We start from the raw sequence: 22,823 nt of genomic DNA, 5'->3' as shown, positions 1-22,823 counted from the left end.
AGGTGCGGGCCGTCCCCGCCATCTGCTTGAGCGGGCACAGCAGGTACCGGGAGGAAGCCGGCGGCGACCGGGGCCTCGGCACCCTCGAAGTCGTCCCGAGGCTGGCCGAGGCGCTGGCCGTCGCCCCGCCGCCGCCCGTGACCGCGGGGCGGACGGCGCTGGGCGTGCCGCTGGTCCTGCTGTCGATCGGTACGTTCATCGGCGGCGCGCTGGGCGGGCACTGGTTCGCCGACGCGCCCGCGGCCGAAGCGGACCACGGTTCGACGACGCTCTGGGGCGGTGCCACCTGGGCCACCGCGCCCGAGCCCGAGGCCGAACTCCTTTTCCTGGCCTGGATCTCGGCGTTCGCCCTGCTGGGGGCGGTCCTGCTGATCGCCACGTCCGTGCGGACCCAACGGGCGTTCCGGGCCCGGATCGCGGCCGGCCGGGACGCCGCCGAGGAGATCTGGTCCCGCGGCTGGTGCTGCGCGCGGTGCGCGGTGGTCCATCTCGGCACGGGCCAGGCGATGACCCCGCAGGAGTTCCGCAGGACCGTCTGGGGTGCGGGGGGCTACGGAGAGCTGGCCGAAGTGCACCGCGCGACCGGCGCCGTGGCGGACCCGGCGGCTACTGATCCGCCGCGCGCCGCGCGGTGAGCCGCGCGTCCAGCGTGCGGACCGCCGTCCGGAAGGAGTGGCCCAGGCCCGGGCGGGCGGCGGTCAGGCCGAGGCGGAACGGGGCCGAGCCGTCCGCGGCGAAGGTCCAGCGGACGTGCGTGCCCGACCCGGCCGGTGTCAGCCGCCACTCCTCCAAGAGGGCCTGCACGCCGGGCGCGTTGGTCGTGTCGACCCGGTACGCGTAGCGCTGCTCGGGATCCGCGGCCATGATCGTCTCCTGGAAGCGCACCCCGCCCGTCAGCCTGACCTCGCGGCCCGCGCCGCCGTGCGTGGGCCGGGCCAGGGTCACCGCCTTGAACCAGCTCGGCCAGTCCGCCACTTCCTCGGCGAGCGCCTGGTACACGGCCTCGGGCGGCGCCGCCGCCTCGGTGGCGAAGACCAGCCGGATCGGCGCGTCGTCGATGAAGTCCAGCCCCACCGGACGGAGTCGGCGAGCCATGGCGTACCCCCTGGGCCGAGGTTCGGGATCTGCGTGGGCGTCACCATAGCCGGGCGGCCCCGAGAAGTCCGCTGCGATCTCGAACGGATCCCCGAACGGATTCCCGGCCGAGCCGGATCCCCCGCTGGATTCCCCGCCCGGTTCCCGGCCCCGTTCCGGCCCCGGGGGATTCGCCCCACGTGGGGATTCCCCCGCGCGGGGACTGGGCACGGGAGGCGGCACGCGGGATGCTGGACCCGCGCCGATCCCGCCCCGCGAGCGGAGGTCTCTGTGCCCGACCGTCCCACCCCCGACCCTCCCCTCGCCCTCGAACTCCTTGTCCACGGAGTCGCCGGCGCCGCCCCCGGCGAGCTGCTCGGCGACCCGCGCACCGTCCGCGTCACCGGCGACTCCACCGCCGCCGTCTTCCGCCGCACCGAGGACGCCGACGCCGAAGCGCACCCCGAGCGGTACGCCGGACGGCCCGTCCCCGAGGCCTACTGCTGGTCCCGGCTCACCTCCGGCAACGGCGCCCGCGCCCTGTGGCTGCTGCTCCTGCCGTTCATGGTGGCCAACCTCGCCCACTGGGCCCGGCCGGCCACGGCCGCCGCCGACCCCGCGCCGCGCGCCGTGCGCACGTACGGGGTGCTCGTACGGATGCTCGCGCTCAGCCTGACCGTGCTGCTGATCGCGGCCGCCTGCGAGGTGGCGCTCGACCTCTTCGCCTGGCAGTGCGCGGGCTCCGGCACCTGCACCGGCTCCCGTTCCCGGCTCGGCTTCCTCGCGCCCGGAGGCGGCTGGTGGGCCCAGCCGGGGCGCCGCCTCGCCCTCGGAGCGCTGGCCCCCGCCGCCCTGACCGGGCTGCTCTGGTTCCTGTCGAACCGTACCTGGAGCGCCTACGAGTCCCAGCCGCCGCCCGCCGGCTCCGCCGACCCGGACGCCGCCTCCGGGACGGCGCCCGCGCTCGGCCGCCCGGGATTCTGGTACGGCCGCCGGATCGTGGCCCGGCTGCGCGCCGCGCACACCGCCGCCGGGCTGCTCACCGTGGCGGTGGCCGTCGCCGTCCCCACGGCCCGCTACGACCGGCGGGCCGCCGCCCCCGTACTCGAAGTGCTCGGCTGGGTCATCCTGGCGCTGCTCGCCGCCGGGGCCGTCACCGTGGCCTGGGTCGTCTGCCGGCGCGGCCGCTCCGAGGTCCGGGCCGACCACCGGCTCGACCGGGCCGCGGTCACGCTGCTGCCCGGCGCGGCCCTGGCGCTGCTCGCCGCCGTCCTCCTGCACGCCTGCTGGTCGCGCCCCGGCTGGGCCTCCACCGGGCGGCTCCCCGGGGACTTCGCCTTCGGGGTGCTCATGCTGGGGCAGGGCTGCTGCGTGCTCGCCCTCGCCGTCGTCGCCCGGTCCCTGCACCGGCGGGCGCCCGATCCGGCGGCCGCCCTGCACGGTCTCGGCGGGCCCGCCGTCGCCATGCTCGGCTGCGCGCTCGGCGGGGTGATGTCCGGCGGGGTCGCCCAGCGCGTCGCCGACTGGCTGGACGGCGGGGCCACACCCGGGATGGCCGGCGCCCCGCTGCCCGGGCCGCCCGTGCTGCTGTCGTGGCAGGCCGCCGTGTTACCGCCGATGCTCCTCGTACTGGCCCTGCTCGGCGTCTGGTTCGCGGTGCGCGGAGCCCGTGCCCGGGGCCGGCTCGCCGCGGCCGTGGCCGCCGAATACCCGGGGGAGGCGCCGGACGGGGCCCGCAGCCGCCGGATCGCCGGGGCGCGGACCGCGGCCGCGCTCACCGACTCCGCTCCCTGGTTCGTCGCGGCCGTCTCCGGGATCACCCTGGTGCTCGGCGCGGGCGCCCTCGCCGGAGCCTGGCTCAGCGGACAGGTCCCGGGCGAGGCGGCCCGTGGAACCCAGCCGCTGTTGGAAGGCGCCGCCCGCGCCGCCCAGGACTCCGGGTCCTGGCTCATCGGCCTCGGCATCGCCGTCCTCGTCACCTGGGGCCGCCGCGCCTACCGGGACCCCTCCGCCCGCCGGACCATCGGCATCCTGTGGGACGTCGGCACCTTCTGGCCGCGCGCCGCCCACCCCTTCGCACCGCCCTGCTACGCCGAGCGCGCCGTCCCCGACCTGACCTGGCGCATGGCCGGCTGGACCGGCCGCACCGGCGGCCGCCTGGTGATCTCCGGCCACTCCCAGGGCAGCGTGCTCGCCGCGGCGGCCGTCTGGCAACTCCCGCCGCCCGCCCGCCGCCGGGTCGCCCTGCTCACGTACGGATCCCCGCTCGGCCGGCTCTACGGCCGCTGGTTCCCCGCCTACTTCGGCCCCGGCCCGCTCGCCGCCCTGCACGACGAGGTCGACTGCTGGCGCAACCTGTGGCGGGCGACCGACCCCATCGGCGGCCCGGCGCTTCCCGGCGCGGGGCAGGACGTGGACCGCGGCCCGCTCCCCGACCCGATCGCCTACGGACGCAGCGTCCGCCACCCGCTGCCCGCGCCGATCCTGGGCCACTCTGACTACCAGGCCGATCCGGCCTTCGCCGCCGAACGCGCCGCCCTGCTCGCCCGGTTGGACGCCTCCGGGCGGGGCGGGGACCCCCGCCCGGAGGCAGCCGGGGGAGTACCCGCCCAGCAGGGCCGTGTCAGCAAGGAGCAGGCAGGGCCGGCAGGGTCGGGAGATCCGCCGGGTACAGCAGGGTGAGCTCGTCCGTACTGGGCTCGGACAGCTGGGCCACCCGGCCCGCGTGCCGCTCCACCATCGACTCGAAGGTCTGGCGCGCGGTGCGGCCGTTGCCGAAGGCCGGACCCTTCGGCAGCTCCGTGAAGTACGCCAGCAGGGCCTCGGAGGTGCCCTCACCGAGCCGGTACTCGTGCTCCTCCGCCTGCTGCTCGACGATCCGCAGCAGTTCCCCGGGCCCGTAGTCGCCGAAGGTGATGGTTCGGGAGAACCGCGAGGCCACACCGGGGTTGACGGTCAGGAAGCGGTCCATCTCCGCCGTGTACCCGGCGACGATCACCACCACCGCGTCCCGGTGGTCCTCCATCAGCTTCACCAGCGTGTCGATCGCCTCGCGCCCGAAGTCCCGGCCCGAGTCCTCCGGGGCCAGCGCGTACGCCTCGTCGATGAACAGCACCCCGCCGCGCGCCCGCTCGAAGGCCTCCTGCGTTCGGATGGCCGTGGAGCCGATGTGCTCGCCGACCAGGTCCACGCGGGACACCTCGACCAGGTGACCGCGCTCCAGCACCCCCAGGGAGGCGAGGATCTCCCCGTACAGCCGGGCGACCGTCGTCTTGCCCGTGCCGGGGGAGCCGGTGAAGACCAGGTGCCGGCGCACCGAGGCGGCCTTCAGGCCCGCCTGCTGCCGCCGCCGGCCCACCTCGATCATGTCGGTGAGCGCGCGCACCTCGCGCTTGACGCTGTCCAGGCCGACCAGTGCGTCGAGCTGGCCCAGCACCTCGCCGGAACCCCGCGCGGCCCCCGCCGCGCCGTCCTCCGGCCGGTCCGCGGGGCGCGGTACGGGCGCGGACGCCTGGGCCGGGCGCGGTACGGAGCTCTGCGCCGCCGTGACCGTACGGATCCCCGCCTGCGCCCCCGCGAACCCGCCGCCCGAGGCCGACTGGGCCGCCAGGCGCGGGCCGGACTCGTCGCTCGTGCACTCCTCGGCGAGCGGCCCGTCCTCCGCGAACTCGTAGCCCCCGCGGGCGCAGCGCTCGGTGTGGCAGCGGGTCAGCGTGGTGCGGCAGCCGTCGATGACGTGGAAGCCGAAGCCGGAACTGCCCGTCACCCGGCAGGCCGTGAAGGTGCCGCGGCCGCCCGCCGACACGTAGTACCCGGCCTCGGCCGGGGAAGAGACCGTGCACCGCTCCAGCGTCGGGTCGGCGCCCTTGGTGACGATCACGCCGGTCTGCACGGCGTCGATGGTGCAGTTGGCGAGGGTGCCGCCGCTGCCGTGGTCGCGGAACCAGGCGCCGGTGGCCGCCTCGCGGATCCGGCAGTCGTCGAGCTGCGCCGTGGCGCCGTCGCTCACCGAGACGGCGGTGTTGCGGACCTGGGACAGGTCGCTGTCGACGACGTCGACGCGCGAGCCCCGGTCCAGCACGAACAGCGCGTCCGGCACGTCGTGCACCCGGCAGGAATCGAGGGCGACGGTGGCGCCGTCGCTGATCCACACCGCCGGATAGTCGCCCGTGCTGTCGTGGATCTCGCAGGACTCGGCGTCCACCCGGGTGCCCGGGTCCCACACGGACAGACCGTTGCGGCCGAAACGGCGGACCGTGGTGCGGCTGAGGGTGAGCACCGAACGGGACCGCAGGTCGACGGCGTTCTCCGGGATGTCGTGGATGTCGCAGCCGGCCAGGGTGAGGACCGCGTCGGTGTCGAGGGTGACCCCGTCGGCCGAGGTGCGGTGCACCGCGCAGTCGGTGAGCCGGGCCGTGGCACGGGCGGCGATCTGCACCCCCGCGCCCTTGACCTCGTACACCTCGCAGCCCAGCGCCTCCAGGCCCGAACCCTCGCCCGTGACCCCGATGCCGGCGCCCGTCGCGTGATGGATGCGGCAGCGCTCCAGCCGGGGCCGGCCCCCGCCGCGCACCGAGACGCCGGTCTGCCCGGCGGCGACGACCTCGCACTCCTCGAACACCCCGCCGCCGCCGTCCAGTACGGCGATCCCGACGCCGGCCGGGTTCTCCACCGTGCACCGCCGGACCAGGGGCCGTGCCCCGGGGCCGCGCACCTCGATGCCGGCCGCCGAGTGGGTGCTGACCCGCAGATCCGTGAGCTCGGGGCAGCCGTCCTCCACCAGCAGCGCGGGCGCCGCCCGGTCCTGGCCCTCCAGGTACAGGTCCTGGACCACGGCCGAGGCGCGCACGGTCAGCGCGACCCCGTCGAGCGGGGCGATCCGCACCGACCCCAGCCCGCCCTCGGACCCGCGCAGGGTGACGGCGTGGTGCAGCACCAGGTTCTCGCGGTAGGTGCCGGGGGCGACGGTCAGCACGTCCCCGTCGCCCGCGGCGGCGAGCGCGGCGGTCAGCGTCGGATACTCACCGGAGCGGCGCCGCCACCGCGAAGACCCGCCGTGCGTCACCTGGACCGTGCCCTGAACCATGGTGCTGTCGTGCCCCCACCCTCGTACTCGCGCTGCCGATGCGACCGAAGCCACTGAAGTCTGACGCCACCGGAACCACTGGAGTCACCGGATCCGCCGCGGCCGTTCCGTGTGGTTCAGAGCCGTCCAAACGGCCGGGGCCACCGAAACCGCCGGTGCGACCGATCCGGCGGCTCCACCGTAGCGCGCGCGGAGCCGAAGAGGTGCCAGGTCAACTGCCCGCGCCCGCTCGACCCCAGTCCGGTCCGGCGGCCGCCCAGGCCCGGTCCAGCCGTATGTACCGCCGATGCACGAGCCGTCGTACGACCAGGCGGCGGACCGTCTCGCCCAGCGCGGCCACCCCGATCGCGGCGGCCAGGCCGGCGATCCCCGCGTGGAAGGCGGCCGCGGACGGGTCGAGCGGCTGCCCGACCAGCCGGCCGTGCGCGTCGGTCCATATCCGGAACCGGTCGCCGGCGCGCGGCGGTTCCTCCGCGGCCGGCACGGTCCCCTCGTGGCTGCTGCCGTCCGGCGCGGTCCACGAGGCCACGATCTGTGTACGGCGCGGGGCGGTCCGCTGCGCCGACGGGTCGGCGGGCACCTCCGCCGCCGACACCGGCGCGGGCCGGACCACCACCGCCGGCACGAGATGCCGCTCCTGCCGCTGCTCCTGCGCGGCCTGCTGCAGGGTGCCGTCCACCCGTACGCCCGCGACCCATCCGATGGCCGGAGCCACCACCAGCACACACACCAGCGCGGCGAACGCCACCCATGCCTCGAAGAGATCGGTCGGCCGGCGCAGCGGATTGCGCCGCCAACGCCACACACCCATTGCTGTCCGCACGGTCCGGCTCCCCCAACTTGTGCCAGTCTCCCTCTGCCCATGTGTTCCTGACTGATCCAACGGCCTGGCCGTGCCTGTTGGTTCCAGCGCGGACACGGAGCCCCCCGAAGGTGTCATTCCGAGCCGGCTGGTCAGTGCCGGCGCGTCCTTCACCCTCTTCGCTCATGTGCGTCATTCCAGGACGCGAACCTCGTCGCCGACGCGCACCGTGCCCAGCCGCACCGGCACCAGGAGCCGTCCGAACGCCAGCGATCTGCCGATCCGCCGGTGCTTCCCCAGGGTCTTCAGCGGCTCCTTGCCCCGCTGCGCCGTCTCCTGGTCGGTGGTGGTGACGACGCACCGGCCGCATTCCCGCGCCCCGCGGAAGACGGCGTCGCCGATCGCGATGCGCCGCCAGCCGTCCTCCGCCCATGCCTCGGACCCCGATACCACCACATTGGGGCGGAAACGGTTCATCGGCAGGGGGCCCTCCTCGGGATGGTCTCCCTGTGCGATCAGCGAGTTGAGCGCGTCCAGCGAGGCGAGGGTGGTGATCAGCAGCGGATAGCCGTCTGCGAGGCTCACCGTCTCGCCGGGCAGTGCGTAGTCCGGATCCACGGGACGGCGTACGGCCGGGTCGTCCAGATGCACCAGACGCACCGGCTCTTCGAGGTACGCGCTGAACCAGTCGGCCGCGGCGCTCGCCGCGACCACGGTCTCGACCTTCTTCCCGAACAGGACGACAGGCTCCAGCGGACCCGGCTCGGGCGCCTCCACGACCAGCTCCGTCATGCCCGGAGCGGTCACCGCGATCCGGCCGCCGGGCACCGGGCGGGCCGCCGCCAAGGCCAGTTGCGGATGGCGGCGTTGGGTGATGACGGTGCCCTCGGTGTCGACCAGCGCCCAGCGCCGGTCTCCGGACAGACCCCAGGGCTCCACGGCCACCTCGTCGGGAGCGGTCCCCGCTACCGATTTGACGGGATGGACGTGGAGTGCCTGGACGTGCAAGTTCGACATGGGGGAATACTGCCAGCCCCCTCCGCTGCCCCGGCGCCTCCCGGTGGCCCGGTCAGTAACCACGCCCCTGGTACTGACGGCCGTACGGGTCCTCGTACGAGGCCGCCGGCACCGGCGCGGGCACCTGCATCGGCCGCGGCGCGGCCGGACGCATGGCCTCGTACCCGGTGGCCATGGCGGCCGGGCGGGGCTGCTGCGGCTGGGGCTGCGGCACGTATCCGGTACGCGCCGGAACCGGCTGCTGCTGCGGGATGTACGGGGCGGGCGCGTGCTGCAGCGGCATCGGCTGCGGAGCCTGCTGCTGGTACGGGTACCCGTACCCGGGAGCGTTCTGTTGCTGGGGAGCCGGCGGCAGCGCGGGCAGCGCCGACGCAAGGGCCGGCAGGTACCCACCGCTCGAATAGCCGGCACTCGGGGACTCGTAGGCGGCCGGAACGCGGATCGGGGCGATCTGCGGAGTGCCGCGTTCGGCGACGAGGGAGTCGTAGATGGGGGTGTCCGGGAAGGAGGGCGCGGAGTAGTAACCGCCGCCATAAGTGGAGCGGGGGGAGGTCATGGGACCTAAGTTAAGCCCACGACTTCACGGGGTCCATAGCGAGGTGCCGTCAACACCGCGCTGACCTGCATCTTCGCAGGTCAGGGCCTCACCTTTCACTTGACGTTCAGGTGCACGATTCGCCGCTTCCACCCCACCTTGTTCCTACTCGTACTCACCGGTTGGGTGTTGCACCGACTTTGTGCTGACGCAGCGTCACAACGCGATGACCTCGGATGACGCCGTGTCGGACAGTAGTTCGTCGTTTCAGGCGTCGCTGGGACGGGCATAGGTACGGCCCTTCCAGGACGCGCCGCGGCCCCGGTAGTGCTGAACGGCCGAGTCGACGGTCATCAGGAGGTACAGCAGGGCCGTGAACGGAAGCAGCGGCGCGAGCACGGCGGGCTGCCGGTAGTAGCGCAGCATCGGCAGGTACGTGCCCGCCATCAGGAGCCAGGCGAGGCCCCCGGCCCAGGCGGTCGCGGGCCGTCCGGCCGCGAGCCCCGTCAGGAGGACCGCCGGGGGCGCGAGGTAGACCAGCACCAGCCCGGCGACCGTCCCGGCCAGCAGGAGGGGCTGGTGGCGCAGTTGGGCGTAGGCGCTGCGGGAGACCATCCGCCACAGGTCGGCGAGCGCCGGGTACGGGCGCACGCTGTCCACCCGCTCCGCCAGCCCGAGCCAGATCCGGCCGCCGGAGCGCTGGACCGCGCGGGCGAGCGAGACGTCGTCGATGACGGCCTGGCGGATGCGGTCGGGGACCCCGGCGCGCACGGCCGCCTCGGTGCGCAGCAGGACGCAGCCGCCGGCGGCCGCCGCGGTCCGGGCGGAGGGCCGGTTGATCCGGCGGAAGGGGTAGAGCTGGGCGAAGAAGTACACGAAGGCCGGTACGACGAGCCGTTCCCAGAAGCCGGCGACGCGCAGGCGGGCCATCTGGGAGACGAGGTCGAGGTCGGCGGAGGTCGCGGCGGCGACGAGTTCGCGCAGGCTGTCGGGCTCGTGCGCGATGTCGGCGTCGGTGAGGAGCAGGAAGTCGGGCTCGGTGGCGTGCGCGGTGCGGGCGAGCGCGATGCCGTGGCGCAGTGCCCAGAGCTTGCCGGTCCAGCCGGGGGCGGGGTCGCCGGGGGAGGAGACGGTGAGCGGGAGCCCGGGCTGCCCTGCGGCGAGCCGGAGCGCGAGGGCGCCGGTGCCGTCGGTACTGCCGTCGTCGACGAGGATCACCTCGGCCTCGCCGGGATAGTCCTGGGCGAGGAGCGAGGGCAGGCTGCGGGGCAGCACCTCGGCCTCGTCCCGGGCGGGGACGACGATCGCGACGGACGGCCAGTGGGTGGGGGCGGTGCGCGGGGGGAGGCGGACGTCGGTCCGCCAGAACATGCCCTGGGCGAGGGTGAGCCACAGCCAGGCGGCGAGGGAGGCGTAGGCCGCGCAGGCGGCGGTGAAGAGGCCCATGGCGGCAGTGTGCCGGGCCCGGGCGGACGTGTCGCGCGCATCGGCCCGCGCGGCGCGGCCTACCGGACGGGCGGCCCTCGTGCCCCTGCTGGTCGGCGGGATAGCGGGGAGCCTTGGCTTCCGCCAGGGGCGGTCCGGGCCGTTGCTGAGGCCCGAGTGCCCGCGATCGGGGCGTCGGGTGGCTGGCCTCCCGTCAGGGGTGGCTTCCGCAGCCGAATGTCCGGGTCCGGTCCGGTTTCTGAGGCCGGAACGGCCGGGCCGGGTGGTACCCATGGCCGGGCTGGTCGGCGCAGCCCCGGCCGGCGGGTGGCGAGGCTGGGCTGACGCGCAGGGGGGCCTGGAGCCGCGGGTGCGGCGGCCGGGTGCTGGGGCCGGAACGGCCGGGCCGGATGGTCCCCGTGACCGGCTTGTCGGGCGGCGCCGGCCGTCAGCCGGGGGGATTCGCCTGGCTGGGCTGCCGCCCCGGGGTGGTTCCTGGAGCCGACGGCCGGGTGCGGGGGTCGGAAGGGCCGGGCCGGATGGTCCTGGTGACCGGTTGGTCGGGCGGCTGCGGCCATCGGCCGGCTGGGTTCGCCTGGCCGGGCTGCCGTCCTGGGTGATCCCGGGGTCGGATGTCCGGGCCCGGCCGTCGCTGAGGCTGGGGTGGCCGGGCCGGGCCGGGCGGGGGGCCCGTGGTCGGGCTGGTCGGGGTGGCCGCGGGCGGTGGCCTCGGCCGTCCTCGGGGTGGCCCGGCTGCCGTCCCGGTGGTTCCAGGAGCCGGGTGGTTGGGGGGTGGGTTCGTCGCTGAGGTCGGCGAGGGCGGGTGGGCCTGCGTGTGGGGGCGTCGGGGGGTGGGTGTGGGCGGTGGCGGGCTCGGATGGGGTGGGGGTCGACTAAGGTGGCCCGGTGAAGATCGCGCTCATGGACTCCGGAATCGGCCTCCTCGCGGCGGCCGCGGCGGTGCGTCGGCTGCGGCCGGACGCGGACCTGGTCCTGTCCTCGGACCCCGACGGGATGCCCTGGGGGCCGCGGACCCCCGCCGACCTCACCGGGCGCGCGCTCGCCGTCGCGCGGGCCGCCGCCGAGCGTCGCCCGGACGCGCTGATCGTGGCCTGCAACACCGCCAGCGTGCACGCCCTGGACACCCTGCGCGCGGAGCTGGAGCCCGCGATCCCGGTCATCGGGACCGTGCCGGCGATCAAGCCCGCCGCGGTCGCCGGCGGGCGCGTCGCGATCTGGGCCACCCCCGCCACCACCGGCAGCGCCTACCAGCGCGGGCTGATCCGTGACTTCGCCAACGGGGTCCGGGTCACCGAGGTGCCGTGCCCCGGGCTGGCCGACGCCGTGGAGGCCGCCGACGACGCCGCCGTGTTGGCCGCCGTGGCCGCGGCCGCCGCGCTGACCCCGGCCGACGTCACCGACGTGGTGCTCGGCTGCACGCACTACGAGCTGGTCGAGGGCCCCATCCGGGCCGCCCTCGCCGCGCGGACGGCGGGAGCCGAGCTCGTCTTCCACGGTTCCGCCGAGCCCGTCGCCGTCCAGGCACTGCGCCGCCTCGGCGCCGGGCCGGAGCCCGCGCTGCCCCGCACGGGCGGACTGACCGTGCTGCGCAGCGGGCGCGAGGGTTCCCTCCCCGCCGCCGCGCTCACGTTCGCCGAGGGCCGGCTGCTCGCGGGCCAGAGCGCGCCCGTCGGCTGACGAGAGCCTAACGAGACGGAGCGTCTTGCGTGAGGTGCGGACGCCGGTTACGGTTAAGCGTGTTGCGAGACGAAACGGTTCGTCTCCTCCTCTCGTTCTCGTCACCCCGAAGGGATCGCCCTTGCGTGCTCCACTCGCCTCCACCCGGATCGTCCTGTCCGAGGTCACCAAGACCTACGACACCCGCGTCGTCCTGGACCGCGTGAGCTGTACGGTCCGGCCCGGCGAGCGGGTCGGTGTCGTCGGCGACAACGGCTCCGGCAAGTCCACCCTGCTCCGGCTCCTCGCGGGACGGGAACGCCCCGACCACGGCGAGGTCACCGTCACCGCCCCCGGCGGCGTCGGGCACCTCGCGCAGACCCTGGACCTCCCGCCGGCAGCCCGCGTCGGCGACGCCATCGACCTCGCCCTCGCCGACCTGCGCGATCTCGAACGCCGGATCCGCGCCGCCGAGTCCCGCCTGCACCGGGCCGGTCCCGAGGAGCTGGCCGCGTACGGGGACCTCCTCACCGCCTACGAGGCCCGCGGCGGCCGCGATGCCGAACGCCGCGTCGCGACCACCCTGCGCCACCTCGGCGAACGCCGCGCGCTCGACCCGGGCCGCCGGCTCGCCACCCTCTCCGGCGGCCAGCGCTCGCGGCTCGCCCTCGCGGCGGCCCTCGCCGCCGAGCCGGAGCTGCTCCTGCTCGACGAGCCGACCAACGACCTCGACGACGAGGCGGTCGGCTGGCTGGAGGAGCGCCTGCGCGCCCACCGCGGAACCGTCGTCGCCGTCACCCACGACAGGCTCTTCCTCGACCGCGTCACGACCGCCGTCCTGGAGGTGGACGAGGGTCGCCGTACGGTCCGCCGCTACGGCAACGGCTACGCCGGGTTCCTGACCGCCCGTGCCGCCGAACGGGCCCGCTGGGAACGGGAGTACGAGGAGTGGCGCGAGGAGGTGCGCAGTGCCGAGCGGCTGGCCGACACCAACATCGGGCGGTTCGCCGCCATCCCGCGCAAGCTGCCCCGCGGGTTCAGCGGCGCCGGCGCCTTCCGGGCCCGCTCCCGGACCCACGGCGCCGCCGCCCGCATCCGTACGGCCCGCGAACGGCTGCACCGGCTGACCGAGAACCCCGTTCCGCCGCCCCCACGGCCGCTCGTCTTCACCGGCCGCTTCACCGAAGGCGCCGCAGGGGTGGTGGAGTTGGCGGGTGCGGCCGTGCCGGAACGGCTCGCGCCCCTCTCGCTCACGCTCGCGTCGGGGGAGCGGCTCCTGATCACCGGCCCCAACGGCACCGGCAAGTCGACCCTGTTGCACCTGCTGGCCGGTGAACTGGAGCCCGCGCAAGGCCTCGTACGGACACCCCCGCGCGTGGGGCTGCTCCGGCAGGACGACCGGTGGGCCCGCGAACCCCGTTCAGCCGTGGAGATGTTCGGCGAGGAGTGCGCGGAGCAGGCGGCCCGGCACGGCCTGCTCGCCCCGGACGACCTCGTCCGGCCGGTACGCACCCTCTCGGCCGGCCAGCGCCGCAAGCTGGAGCTGGCCCGGCTGGTGGCCCGCCCGCTCGACCTGCTGCTCCTGGACGAGCCGACGAACCACCTGGCCCCGGCCGTGGTGGAGGAACTGGAGGCGGCCCTGGCCCACTTCGGCGGCACCCTGGTGCTGGTCACGCACGACAGGCGGCTGCGCGCGGCCTTCCGGGGCCACCGCCTGGAGCTTCAGCGGGACCCGGCGGCCGCCACCCGGCCGGCCGCCGCGAGCCGCTGAGCCAGCGCCCGCAGGTCGTCCGCGTCCAGGACCCGCTCCCCGAACCCGGGCAGCGGCACGTGGAGCGCGGCCGTCCATGACTCCGGGACCGCCCCCTCGCCGTACCGGGCCCCGGCCAGGGCCCCCGTCACGGCGGCCACCGTGTCGGTGTCCCCGCCGAGGTCCACCGCGGCCCGTACGGCGTCCGCGAACCCGGAGGTGGTCCGCAGCGCCCACACCGCGGAGCCCAGACAGGGCCACACCGCCCCGTTGAACTCGGTGGCCAGGCCGGGATGCCAGTCCTGGGCGAGTACGCGGCCGTACCGCTCGCGGTGGTCCGGGTGCACCGCGGCGAGCGTCGCCGGGAGGGCGGCGAGCGGATCGGCTCCGTCCAGGGCGACGCGCACGAGCTCGTGCAGGACCGCCGTCCCCTCCCAGGCGGCCCGGTCGCCGTGCGTCAGCGCGGCGATCCGCCGCGCGGCGTCCATGGTCCGGTCCCGCCCGGCGGCGGCGAAATACACCGCCGAGGTGGCGGCCCGCATCAGGGAACCGTTGCCCGCCGCCCGGGTGTTGACCTGGAAGTGCAGGGCGGCGGCGAGGTCCCACGGCTCGCCGTTCGTCCCCGTCCTCGGTCTGGAGGCCGATGTCCTTGGGCTGTCCGGCCGCCCACCGCCGGAACCGGGCGAAGACGTCGGAGAGTTCGAGTCCGTCCCGCTCCAGCAGGGACTCGCCGACCAGTACGGCCATCTGCGTGTCGTCGGTCGCCTCGCCCGGATCCCAGCCGCCGCCCCCGCGCATCTCCTCCCCGCGCGCGGTCAGTTGTCCGGCGGGGCCGAACTCGTACGGCGCGCCGAGCGCGTCGCCCGCCGCCGAGCCCAGGACGGCGCCCACGGCACGGTCGAGGCGGGTGGTCACGGTGTCTCCTCGGGGCGGACGGCGGTCAGCAGGGTGCGGGCGAAGCGGTCGAGGTCGTCCAGGCCGGCCGCCGCCAGGGTGGCGGGGGCGCCGGACAGCAGGTGGGGGATGGCGCCGTGCAGCGCGAGGGTGAGGGTGCGGGCCCGCTCCGGCTCGGCCGGCAGCCCGGCCGCGCGCAGCAGCTGCGCGTGCGCGGCGAAGTCCGCCGCGGCGATCGGGTCCAACAGCGCGGCCAGCCACGGCCGCCGCGTCCCCTCGGTCTGGAGCTCCAGGTACGCGAGGACGCGCGGCCGGCCGGGGCCGGCGACGTCCCGCAGCAGCCCGGCCAGCAGTGCCGCGAGCTGCTGCGCGTCGGCGGGCCCCGGCCCCGCGCCGGCCAGGGACGCGGCCACTGCCCGGTACTGCTCGACGCAGCGTTCGGCGACGGCCCGCAGCAGGGCGTCCCGGGTCGGGAAGTAGTTCTTGGCCGTGCCGGTGGGCACGGCGGCGGCGGCGTCGACGGCCCGGTGCGTCAGCCCGCGCCCGCCCGCTTCCGCCAGTACGGCGACGGCCGCGTCCCGCAGCCGGTCCCTCCGGTCCTGATTCACCTTGTCACCCTAACTACATCCGTGGTACCACAGATGTAGTACCACGGATGTGGTAACCGCGGGTCGGGCAGGTGAGGGGGACGCCCCATGGGCAGCGAGACCAAGACCGAGACCGAGGCAGCAGCCGAGAGCGTGCGGGGGCGCGGCGTGGGCACGGCCGTCGTGGTCGGAGCGGGGGTCGGCGGGCTCGCCACCGCCATCGGGCTGCGCCGCGCGGGCTGGACGGTCACCGTCCTGGAGCGCCGGACCGCACCCGACCGCTACGGCACCGCCTTCGGCATCCACCCCACCGCCCAGGCCGCCCTCGACCGCCTCGGCCTCGGCGACGCGCTGCGGGCGCGGGCGGTCCCGTACCGCGACGCCCGAATCCGGCGCCCCGACGGCACGGTGCTGGCCGCCCTCCCGCTCGAACGGATCGAACGCAAGGCGGGCAGGCCGGAACTGCTCATCTCCCGCCCCTACTTGATCGACGCGCTGCTCGCCGAGCTCGACCGGCTCGGCGGCGTACGGATCGAGTACGGGCACCGGCTCACCGACGCGGCCGCACTCGCCGCCGACCCGGACTGCCTGGTCGTCGGCGCCGACGGCATCAACAGCGTGGTCCGTACGGCGTACTTCGGCCACCGCAGCGGGCCGCGCCCGATCGGCACGGTCGCCTGGATCGGCATCGCCCGCTTCGAGACCGGCCTGTACGGCGAGACCTGGGGCGACGGCCGCTTCTTCGGCATGACCCCCGTCGAGCCCGGCCGCACCAACTGGTACGCCACCGTCCCCGAGGCCACCACCGCCCGCGAGGTACGGGCCGCCTTCGCCGACTGGCACGACCCCGTCCCGCGCGTCCTGGCCGAGACCGACCCGGCGACCTGGATCCGGTACGAGATGCGCCACCTCTACCCCGCGCTCCCGACCTTCGTCGCCCACGGCCGGGTCGCCCTCGTCGGCGACGCCGCCCACGCCATGACACCCAACCTCGGCCAGGGCGCCTGCACCGCCCTCCTCGACGCCGAGGCGCTGACCCGGGCCGTGGCCGCCACCGGCGCCGCCGGCGGGCCGGGCGGGCTGCCCGGCGCCCTGCGCGCGTACGACACCGAGCGCCGTCGCAGCGCCCAGCGCGTGGCGTTCGGCTCCCGGAACCTGCACCGTTTCATGACCGCCCGCCGGCCCGCTCTGCGCGACGCGCTCCTCGGCCTGCTCCCCGGCTGAGGGCCGGCGGCGGGCGCGCTCATCCGACCGGGCGAGGGCAGTGGCGTACCAGCGCAACGTGAGTACGCTGCTACACATGACGGCTCACCCCCCGGGCCCGTTCTGGACGGGCCGGGCCTCCAACCGTGTGCAGTGGCTGCTCGCAGCAGCCGGCGCGGCCTGTCTGGCGCTCGGCATCGAGCTCGCCGTCGACAACGCCTGGACCTCCGGCTTCGTCCCGCTCCTCATGGCGGTGGCCGGCTGCCTCGCCGCCGGGCTGCTCATCCTCTACGGCACGCTCGCCTTCGTGCACGTCGCCGTCACCATCGACTCCGAGGCCCTGAGCGTGCGCTGCGGCCACATAGGGCTGCCGCGCCGCACGATCCGGCTCACCGAGGTGACGTCCGCCGAGTTCCTCCCGCGGATCACCCCGCAGCAGTGGGGCGGCTGGGGCTATCGCTGGCGCCCCGAGAAGGGCACCGCGGTGATCGTCCGCCGGGGCGAGGGCCTGGAACTGCGCCTCGGCGACGGCAAGCTCTTCACGGTCACCGTCGACGACGCGGAAGACGCCGTCCGCGTCATCCGCACTCACCTGCGCGCCCTCGCCCGCTGACCGTCTCTCCCGGAATCTTGTCTGCCCCGCCCGCGGTGACCCGGTGGTCAGACGCGGTGGATGCGTTCCACGCCGTACCAGCGTGAGACGCAGGCGGCGACCCAGTCCCGCTCGTAGTCCTCCGTGAAGAAGGGCTCGGAGAGGACCCCGATGTACAGGGGCCGGTAGCCCACGTCCGTGGCGCCCTGCGCGGTCTCGGAGAGGATGCGGGAGTTCTGGGCGTCCCAGGCCACCGAGCGGGCGACCGTCGTAGTGGTGAGGTGCCGGACGCTCGGTACGAGCGAGGTCACCGAGGCCAGCGCCAGGCAGCCCGCCGCCACGGCGGCGGTCGCGAGGGACGCGTCGGGGGAGCGGCGGCCGGCGAGCCACCGGCCGCCCCGGGCGCCCAGCAGTGCGCCGTAGCCGCACAGCGCGAGTTCCATCGGCACGATGAAGTTCGTCCAGGCGCGGGCGAAGGTCCACCCGTTCGGGCCGTAGCCGCTGTGCAGCCCCACGACCACCGCGAACGACCCCAGCACCACCACGGGCACCGGCAGCAGCAGCGCGGCGGTCAGCGTCCGGCGCGGGACGGTCCGCCGCGGCTCCCGCTTGCCGGCCGCCGGCCCGCGCACCCAGCACGCCAGGCCCAACAGCACGCCGACGGCCGCGGCTCCGAGGTACGCCCACTGGCCCGTGATGACGTCCCACACGCGCAGCCAGTCCGCGAAGGCGCCCCGGAGTTCGCCCGCGGACAGCATGGACTCCTGGTTCAGCCGCTGGGCCCGCCGCCACCGGGCGCCCGGCGAGGTGTACAGCACGGCCATGCCGAGGGCGAGGCCGGAGCACCACACCAGGCACCAGGCCAAGGGGAGACGGTTCCGCGCCAGACCGAACCTGGGCACGCAGACCAGCCCGACCAGGCCGGCGAGCAGAGCGCTGACGAGCGTGAACGGCTCGCTCAGGGTGCCGAGCACGAAGGCGAGGAGGAACGCCGAGACGAAGCCGGCCACGCGGGCGGGGCCCCGGGGGCGGCGGACGGTCCACAGGGCCAGCAGGATCGCCCACACGCCGATGACGCTCGGCAGAGTGTGCGAGATCGTCGCCGGTGCCCACAGCAGTACCTGGTAGCTGTGGGTGCCCGCGAAGTAGATCAGCGCCTGGACGACCAGGGCGCAGGCGGTCAGGACCAGCAGCCGGGGCCTGCCGCCGAGCAACCGGACGAGCTCACGCCCCAGCAGGACCAGCCCGAGGGTGAAGCAGAGGACGATGACCGTCGGCAGGATCTTGGTCCCGGCCGGTCCGTCGCCGTAGACGACGCCGCTCAGGAAGGCGTTGGCGATCCTGCCGTTCTGGGTCCGGTAGAAGTCGGACGTGATGCCGAGGACCCCCAGGTCGCGGGTCTTCCACGCGGCACACCAGTCGTCGGACGTGGGCCGCACGTAGAGACCGAGGAAGCAGCCGACGGCTACCAGGGCCCCGGCCGCCGCGACGAGCGTCGCCCCGGCCACCCGGAGGAGCCGGCGCAGGACGGGGCGGCGGTCCGTTCCCCCGCCCTCCGCGGGACCAGGGGCACGGACGTCCTCGTCCTCTATCGCAGCCGTGCTCATTCACCACCTCTTCGCGGCGGGGACCCGCACGTCGCGGCGGGGGCCCGGGAACACCCATCGTGTGCACGGCCCGCCGGCCCCTGCATCCCGGGTGCGCCCGGACGGGCGAGTGCGGAGCAGCGAGGCCCCCGGAACGACTCGGCCCGCCCCGGTCACCCGGGCGGCGGTCGTTCCGTGGCAGCCGCCGCCCGGTTCTCCCAGGATGGGGAAGCCGGGTCCGCACGGACCCGGGGCCGGCGGAGGGAGTGGCGATGCCCGGTGTCCTCGGCTGCTGGGCGGTCGCCACGGCGGCCTTCGCGAGCTTCGCCGTCCCCCTGTGTCCCGTGGGCAGTCACGCGCCCCTGTCGGCCCTCGTCGCGCCCACCGTCGGCCTGCTCTCCAACACGACCGCCGCCGAAGGGGTTCCGCCGGCCGTCGCCGAGGGCGCGCGGTACGTCGAGGGGAGCAACGTCCTGCGGCTGGCGTCGGGCCGGTGGAAGTACCTGCCCGCCGGCCGGAAGGCGTCGCTCGTGGTCGCCGACGGCCATCCGCCGGCCGTGCGGCAGATCGCGCAGAGCCGCGCCTGGCTGGCCTCCGGCCGGGTCCCGGGCAGGTCGCCGGCCCAGCGCGCGGCGGCCGAGCGGGCCCTCCTCGCCATGCGCGCCCTGCTGCGGCCCAACGGCGCCGTGGCCGCGGGGTGGAGCACCGGCTGGCAGTACTCCTGGCCGCGCGACTCCAGCTTCGCCTCCGCCGCGTTCGCGCACACCGGCCATGACGCGGAGGCCTACCGGATCCTGCGCTACAGCGCCGCGACCCAGCGCGCGGACGGCACCTGGGAGGCGCGGACGAAGCTCGACGCCTCCGGCCCGCCCGACGGCAGGTGGTGGCAGCTCGACGCCAACGGCTGGGTCCCGTGGGCCACCTGGCAGTGGTACCAGACGGCCGCCTCGGACACCCGCCGCCTCCGGCTGGCCGCCCTCTACCCGATGATCCGCAGGGCGGCCGACCGCGCGGCGGCCTCCCTGCGGGCGGACGGACTGCCGCCGGCCTCCCCCGACTACTGGGAGCTGATGACGGCCACCACGAACATCGGTACGGCCGCCCCGCTGCTCGCCGGCCTCAACGCCTCCGCCGACCTCGCCCGGGAGGCGAACCGGCCGGACGACGCGGCGCGCTGGGCCCGGGCCGCGCGGCGGCTGTCGGCCGGGATCTCCGCGCGGTTCGCTCCGCTGGGGTACCAGCGCACCGTCGACGGGCAGCACGGACGCGACAGCGCGGTGACGTTCATGGCGCCCCCGTTCAACACGGCCCCCGCCGGCCTGCCCGGGGCACTGGACGCCACGTACCGGGCGCTGCTCCTGCCCAACGGGGGCCTGACCCCCGGAAACGACGCCACGGCGCCCTGGGGCGGGAACGCCTGGACGCCCAGTACGGCGCTCTTCGCGCTCGCCTGGGCCGCCACGGGGAGGCCGGCGAAGGCCGGACCGGTGCTCGACTGGGTGCTGGCCAAGCGGAACGCGCTCGGTGAACTGCCGGAGAAGGTGGACAAGGAGGGCAGGCCCGCCTCGGTCGCTCCCCTCGCGTGGACGGGCTCGATCGCCCTCCTGGCCCTGGTGGCGCTCGACGGCACGGCGCTCCCCACCCCGCCCCTGCGGTCTTGAGGCAGGCTCAGACCGGGTCCGTGCCGTCGCCCGGCGGCGGTGCGGTGCGGAGCCGCTCCAGTGCGGCCAGCAGGTGCCGGTAGGCGAGCTGTTCGGCCGCCACCGCCCGGCCGAGCGGCGGGTGGTGCGGATCACGCAGGGAGCGGGCCTGCGCCGCGGCCGCGAGCCGGAGCCGCCTCGCCCGGTCCACCTCGGTCCTGGCCGCGAGGTACGCGTCGTCGAGGAGCCGGTGGTCGAGGACTTCGGCGAAGGCGCGCTGCGCCGGGGCGTCGAGCCGGTCGAGGCCGTCGGAGCAGCTCGCGGGGGCCTTCCCGGCGCAGCTTTCGTCGAGGGCCCGGGACAGCGAGCCGAGGGTCGCGCCGAGCTCGGGGTACCCCCAGGCCGGCGCCGCGTCGTTCCGGCACCCGGTGGCGAGGGCCACCAGCACGGCGGCGCAGACCACGGCGCGGACCCTTCCCGGTCCCGCGCTCCCGCGCGCGGTGGAGCAAGCGGTCATGGGAGCTCCGATCACCGGCGGTGGGCCGGTCAGCCGGTCAGCCCGTCGGGAGCCGGCCCCGGCCGCGTCCCGACGTGGTGCCCGCCATCGTCGCCCGCACCGGCCGGCGCTGCCACCCGGAGCCGCACGGCGACGGGGCAGCGACGGCTTAGCGCCCGGCCTGGACCACCGTCGAGGGCTGGACCGCGCGGTGCCAGGGGGAGGAGGGCGGGCGGCTGCCGGGGGGCTCGGATCCGGCCGGGGGAGCCGCCGTCACGTGGAGACCGGCGTCCAGGCCGAGGGCCGCGGCGAGGGCCGTGCCGTCCGGCTCGGCCACGGCCGCCGGTGCGCCCGTGTAGAGCATCTGGGACTCGTACCAGGACGGCGCGTCGCCCGGGCCCGACACGCCGATCGTGCCCGTGCCGGCGCGGCCGGCGAGCAGCCCGCCCGTCACGCCGACGGCGCCGTAGCCGCCCTCGCCGCCCGCCTCGGTGACCGGGGAGAACACCGGCGCGGAACCGCCCGCGGTGGCCAGGCTCGTACCGACGGTGCCGGTGCCCGGGCGGCGGAACCAGAGGCGGACGCCGTCGCCCTGCGGGTTCGCCGAGAGCGGACCGGTGGTCGCCGGCAGGCCGGTCGGGAGGGGGCCGCCGAACGGGGCGTCCGGCGCCGGCTGGACCCAGGCCAGGACGGACTGGGCCGTGGCCGCGTACACGTGGCGCCGTCCCGCCGCGTCCGTCGCGGTGACCGGGTCGCCCTGCAGCGCGGCGCCGCCGAGGGACCGCCACGCGCCGAAGGCGCCGTCCGGGGCGTCCTGCGCGCGGGTGCGCAGGGTGCGCCGGGAGTCGCGTACGTAGAGGGTCATCCGGCCCGCGCGGTCCACGGCCACGGCCGGTGCGCTGATCGCCGAGGTGCCGGAGATGTCGTCCGTGTCCGGGGTGCCGAGCGACTGCCACGGGCCGAAGGCGCCGCCGGGCGCGCTCTGGACGGCGTACACGAGGTCGCGTCCGTACTCCTGGGGTGCGGTGCCCAGGGTGGTGCGGATGCCGAAGACCGCGATCCTGCCGTCGGGGAGCCGGACGGAGGTCGCGCCGGCGTCGATCCCGGCGCCGGGGAGGAACTCGGGGCCCTGCCAGGGGGCCTTGGGGCCGCTGCGCGACCAGTACGCCATCCGGCCGTCGAGGACGGCGAAGGCCCACAGCCGGCCGGACGCGCCCTCGGTCATCCAGGAGGTGCCGTCGCCCCGGCTGTAGCGGATGGTCTGGTTCCAGCCGGCGCCCGTGGGGCGGGTCGCGGTCTTGCGGTCGCCGCAGCCGGCGGCGCTGCCGCACCAGTCCTGGTGGTCCGTCCAGGCGTAGGTCTTGAGGTAGCCGAGCTTCTCCTCGGCCGCCTGCGGGTCCAGCGTCGGGGGCAGGGAGCTGTTGGGGTAGCTCACGTAGTTCTGCACCGAGAAGTGCGGCCGGTCCGTGGAGCGCGCGTAGCGTTCGGCCGCGGCCTGCACGAAGCGGGCGCCGTACATGTGGTCCTGGTGGTCGAGGAAGGCCCCGCCGCTCTGGGCCCGGCCGGGCGTGGGGTCCTGCGTCCGTATCGTGGTCGGCCGGAACCTCGCGAAGACGTCCGCTATGGCCTCGACGGCCTGGTCCTTCGTGTACGAGAACCCGCTCTTGACCGGCGTCGCGGAGGTCAGCTGGGAGCCCAGGGCGGCCACCTTGCCGTCCCACAGGCCGCGCAGGCTGTCCGGGTTGTCGCCGGAGATGCTGCGGGCCTCACGGAGCTGCATCCATATGAGGTTGACCTCGGGCCGGGCGACGAGGACGTCCACCTCGGCGCTCCCGCCGCCGGCGGTGGGTATGGAGGTGCGCTGCCAGGCGCTGGTGCGGTTGCCGGTGGCCATCTGCGCGTAGGCGGCCCGGATGCCGTTCTGCCGGGCCTCCGCGTAGGCGGCGTGGTCGGCGGGGCGTGCCGGGTCCTCCAGGTGCGGGCTGTGGGCCTCGTTCCTGCCGTCGGACTCGCCCGAGGTCAGGTACACCGTGGCGACCTTCACGCCCGTCGATATGGAGCGGCTCAGGTCGGGGTTCATGAAGAAGAGGTCGTCGTCGGGGTGCGCCACGACGTGGAGGACCGTGCCTTCGGTCACACTCGGGCGGACGACCGCCTCGGGAGCCGCCGACTCCGGCGCGTTCCCGTATCCGTAGGCCCAGGTCGTCACCCCGGCGCCGCCGATGGTGAGCGCGGTGAGCAGGGCCGCGAGGCGGGTGCGGCTGGCCAGGGACATGTACGACGCCTTGAGGATCGGTCCGGTGCGGAATTCCGCCGAGGGGGTGAGTCGGTGTCCCGATGGCTCCACCGCTTCCGGAGACGACCGGCCCCGATTATGCCCCGCGCGTTTGCGACTGACACACCCTCAAACGGCATATGAAATAAGTCGAGTTGAATGCGGCGTATGCGCTGAATATCCC

The 22,823-nt window shown here is 75.7% G+C and carries 17 protein-coding genes and 1 pseudogene; 7 read left to right on the top strand and 11 right to left on the bottom strand.

Annotated elements, in window-relative coordinates:
• The first annotated feature begins 26 nt into the window (after positions 1–26).
• Complete coding sequence (locus tag IF88_RS0108700) at positions 27–635, top strand: hypothetical protein (protein WP_158754325.1); 609 nt, start codon at positions 27–29, stop codon at positions 633–635.
• On the opposite strand, the gene IF88_RS0108695 is transcribed toward IF88_RS0108700, so the two are convergent.
• Positions 607–1,095, bottom strand: coding sequence for an SRPBCC family protein (locus IF88_RS0108695; RefSeq protein ID WP_030708952.1), 489 nt, complete (start codon positions 1,093–1,095; stop codon positions 607–609). The two genes, IF88_RS0108700 and IF88_RS0108695, sit on opposite strands and share 29 nt — an antisense overlap.
• A 270-nt stretch (positions 1,096–1,365) precedes the next feature.
• Here IF88_RS0108695 and IF88_RS0108690 point away from each other — a divergent pair, with 270 nt between their 5' ends.
• Positions 1,366–3,756 carry a hypothetical protein gene (locus tag IF88_RS0108690; RefSeq protein ID WP_030708946.1) on the top strand — a complete coding sequence of 797 codons (2,391 nt, stop codon included), beginning with the start codon at positions 1,366–1,368 and terminating at the stop codon, positions 3,754–3,756.
• Here IF88_RS0108690 and IF88_RS0108685 read toward each other — a convergent pair.
• The 5 genes from IF88_RS0108685 to IF88_RS0108665 form a co-directional block, all read right to left on the bottom strand.
• Positions 3,698–6,160 (bottom strand): right-handed parallel beta-helix repeat-containing protein, encoded by a 2,463-nt coding sequence (locus IF88_RS0108685; RefSeq protein WP_030708943.1) that lies wholly within the window; start codon positions 6,158–6,160, stop codon positions 3,698–3,700. The genes IF88_RS0108690 and IF88_RS0108685 overlap by 59 nt on opposite strands.
• 211 nt (positions 6,161–6,371) lie before the next feature.
• Positions 6,372–6,983 (bottom strand): hypothetical protein, encoded by a 612-nt coding sequence (locus IF88_RS0108680; protein ID WP_030708941.1) that lies wholly within the window; start codon positions 6,981–6,983, stop codon positions 6,372–6,374.
• Positions 6,984–7,154: 171 nt separating this feature from the next.
• Positions 7,155–7,979 carry an MOSC domain-containing protein gene (locus IF88_RS0108675; protein WP_030708939.1) on the bottom strand — a complete coding sequence of 275 codons (825 nt, stop codon included), beginning with the start codon at positions 7,977–7,979 and terminating at the stop codon, positions 7,155–7,157.
• Between the two features lie 52 nt (positions 7,980–8,031).
• Positions 8,032–8,535, bottom strand: a complete 504-nt coding sequence (locus IF88_RS0108670; protein ID WP_030708938.1) for a DUF6643 family protein — start codon at positions 8,533–8,535, stop codon at positions 8,032–8,034.
• 246 nt (positions 8,536–8,781) lie between these two features.
• Positions 8,782–9,960, bottom strand: a complete 1,179-nt coding sequence (locus tag IF88_RS0108665; RefSeq protein ID WP_030708936.1) for a glycosyltransferase — start codon at positions 9,958–9,960, stop codon at positions 8,782–8,784.
• A gap of 885 nt (positions 9,961–10,845) precedes the next feature.
• Between IF88_RS0108665 and IF88_RS0108660 the strand changes: the two genes are divergently transcribed.
• On the top strand, positions 10,846–11,637 hold the full coding sequence (locus tag IF88_RS0108660; RefSeq protein WP_030708934.1) for a glutamate racemase: 792 nt from the start codon (positions 10,846–10,848) through the stop codon (positions 11,635–11,637).
• A gap of 121 nt (positions 11,638–11,758) precedes the next feature.
• Entirely contained in the window at positions 11,759–13,387 is a 1,629-nt protein-coding gene (gene abc-f / locus IF88_RS0108655) for a ribosomal protection-like ABC-F family protein (RefSeq protein WP_030708932.1), read from the top strand.
• Here abc-f and IF88_RS40150 read toward each other — a convergent pair.
• Together IF88_RS40150 and IF88_RS0108645 are read right to left on the bottom strand one after the other, a co-directional pair.
• Positions 13,339–14,281 (bottom strand): annotated as a pseudogene (locus IF88_RS40150) (ADP-ribosylglycohydrolase family protein). The gene abc-f and the pseudogene IF88_RS40150 sit on opposite strands and share 49 nt — an antisense overlap.
• Entirely contained in the window at positions 14,278–14,868 is a 591-nt protein-coding gene (locus tag IF88_RS0108645; protein WP_030708930.1) for a TetR/AcrR family transcriptional regulator, read from the bottom strand. Before IF88_RS0108645 ends, IF88_RS40150 begins: the two are co-directional and overlap by 4 nt.
• Before the next feature lie 162 nt (positions 14,869–15,030).
• Here IF88_RS0108645 and IF88_RS0108635 point away from each other — a divergent pair, with 162 nt between their 5' ends.
• Both IF88_RS0108635 and IF88_RS0108630 read left to right on the top strand, forming a co-directional pair.
• Complete coding sequence (locus IF88_RS0108635) at positions 15,031–16,071, top strand: FAD-dependent oxidoreductase (RefSeq protein ID WP_030708928.1); 1,041 nt, start codon at positions 15,031–15,033, stop codon at positions 16,069–16,071.
• A 76-nt stretch (positions 16,072–16,147) separates the two neighbouring features.
• Entirely contained in the window at positions 16,148–16,663 is a 516-nt protein-coding gene (locus IF88_RS0108630; protein ID WP_030708926.1) for a hypothetical protein, read from the top strand.
• A gap of 47 nt (positions 16,664–16,710) precedes the next feature.
• On the opposite strand, the gene IF88_RS0108625 is transcribed toward IF88_RS0108630, so the two are convergent.
• Complete coding sequence (locus IF88_RS0108625; protein ID WP_030708925.1) at positions 16,711–18,249, bottom strand: DUF6056 family protein; 1,539 nt, start codon at positions 18,247–18,249, stop codon at positions 16,711–16,713.
• A gap of 251 nt (positions 18,250–18,500) precedes the next feature.
• Here IF88_RS0108625 and IF88_RS0108620 point away from each other — a divergent pair, with 251 nt between their 5' ends.
• Positions 18,501–19,889 (top strand): hypothetical protein, encoded by a 1,389-nt coding sequence (locus IF88_RS0108620; RefSeq protein ID WP_051836609.1) that lies wholly within the window; start codon positions 18,501–18,503, stop codon positions 19,887–19,889.
• A gap of 7 nt (positions 19,890–19,896) precedes the next feature.
• On the opposite strand, the gene IF88_RS45285 is transcribed toward IF88_RS0108620, so the two are convergent.
• Positions 19,897–20,385, bottom strand: coding sequence for a hypothetical protein (locus IF88_RS45285; protein WP_158754323.1), 489 nt, complete (start codon positions 20,383–20,385; stop codon positions 19,897–19,899).
• A 148-nt stretch (positions 20,386–20,533) separates the two neighbouring features.
• Positions 20,534–22,639 carry a PIG-L family deacetylase gene (locus IF88_RS0108610; RefSeq protein WP_078892788.1) on the bottom strand — a complete coding sequence of 702 codons (2,106 nt, stop codon included), beginning with the start codon at positions 22,637–22,639 and terminating at the stop codon, positions 20,534–20,536.
• Positions 22,640–22,823: the final 184 nt, after the last annotated feature.

The organism is Streptomyces sp. NRRL F-2580 (assembly GCF_000720115.1).
Taxonomy (GTDB): Bacteria; Actinomycetota; Actinomycetes; order Streptomycetales; family Streptomycetaceae; genus Streptomyces.
The sequence above is the reverse complement of the archived record's forward strand: the minus strand, read 5'-3'. Positions and strand labels throughout refer to the sequence as shown.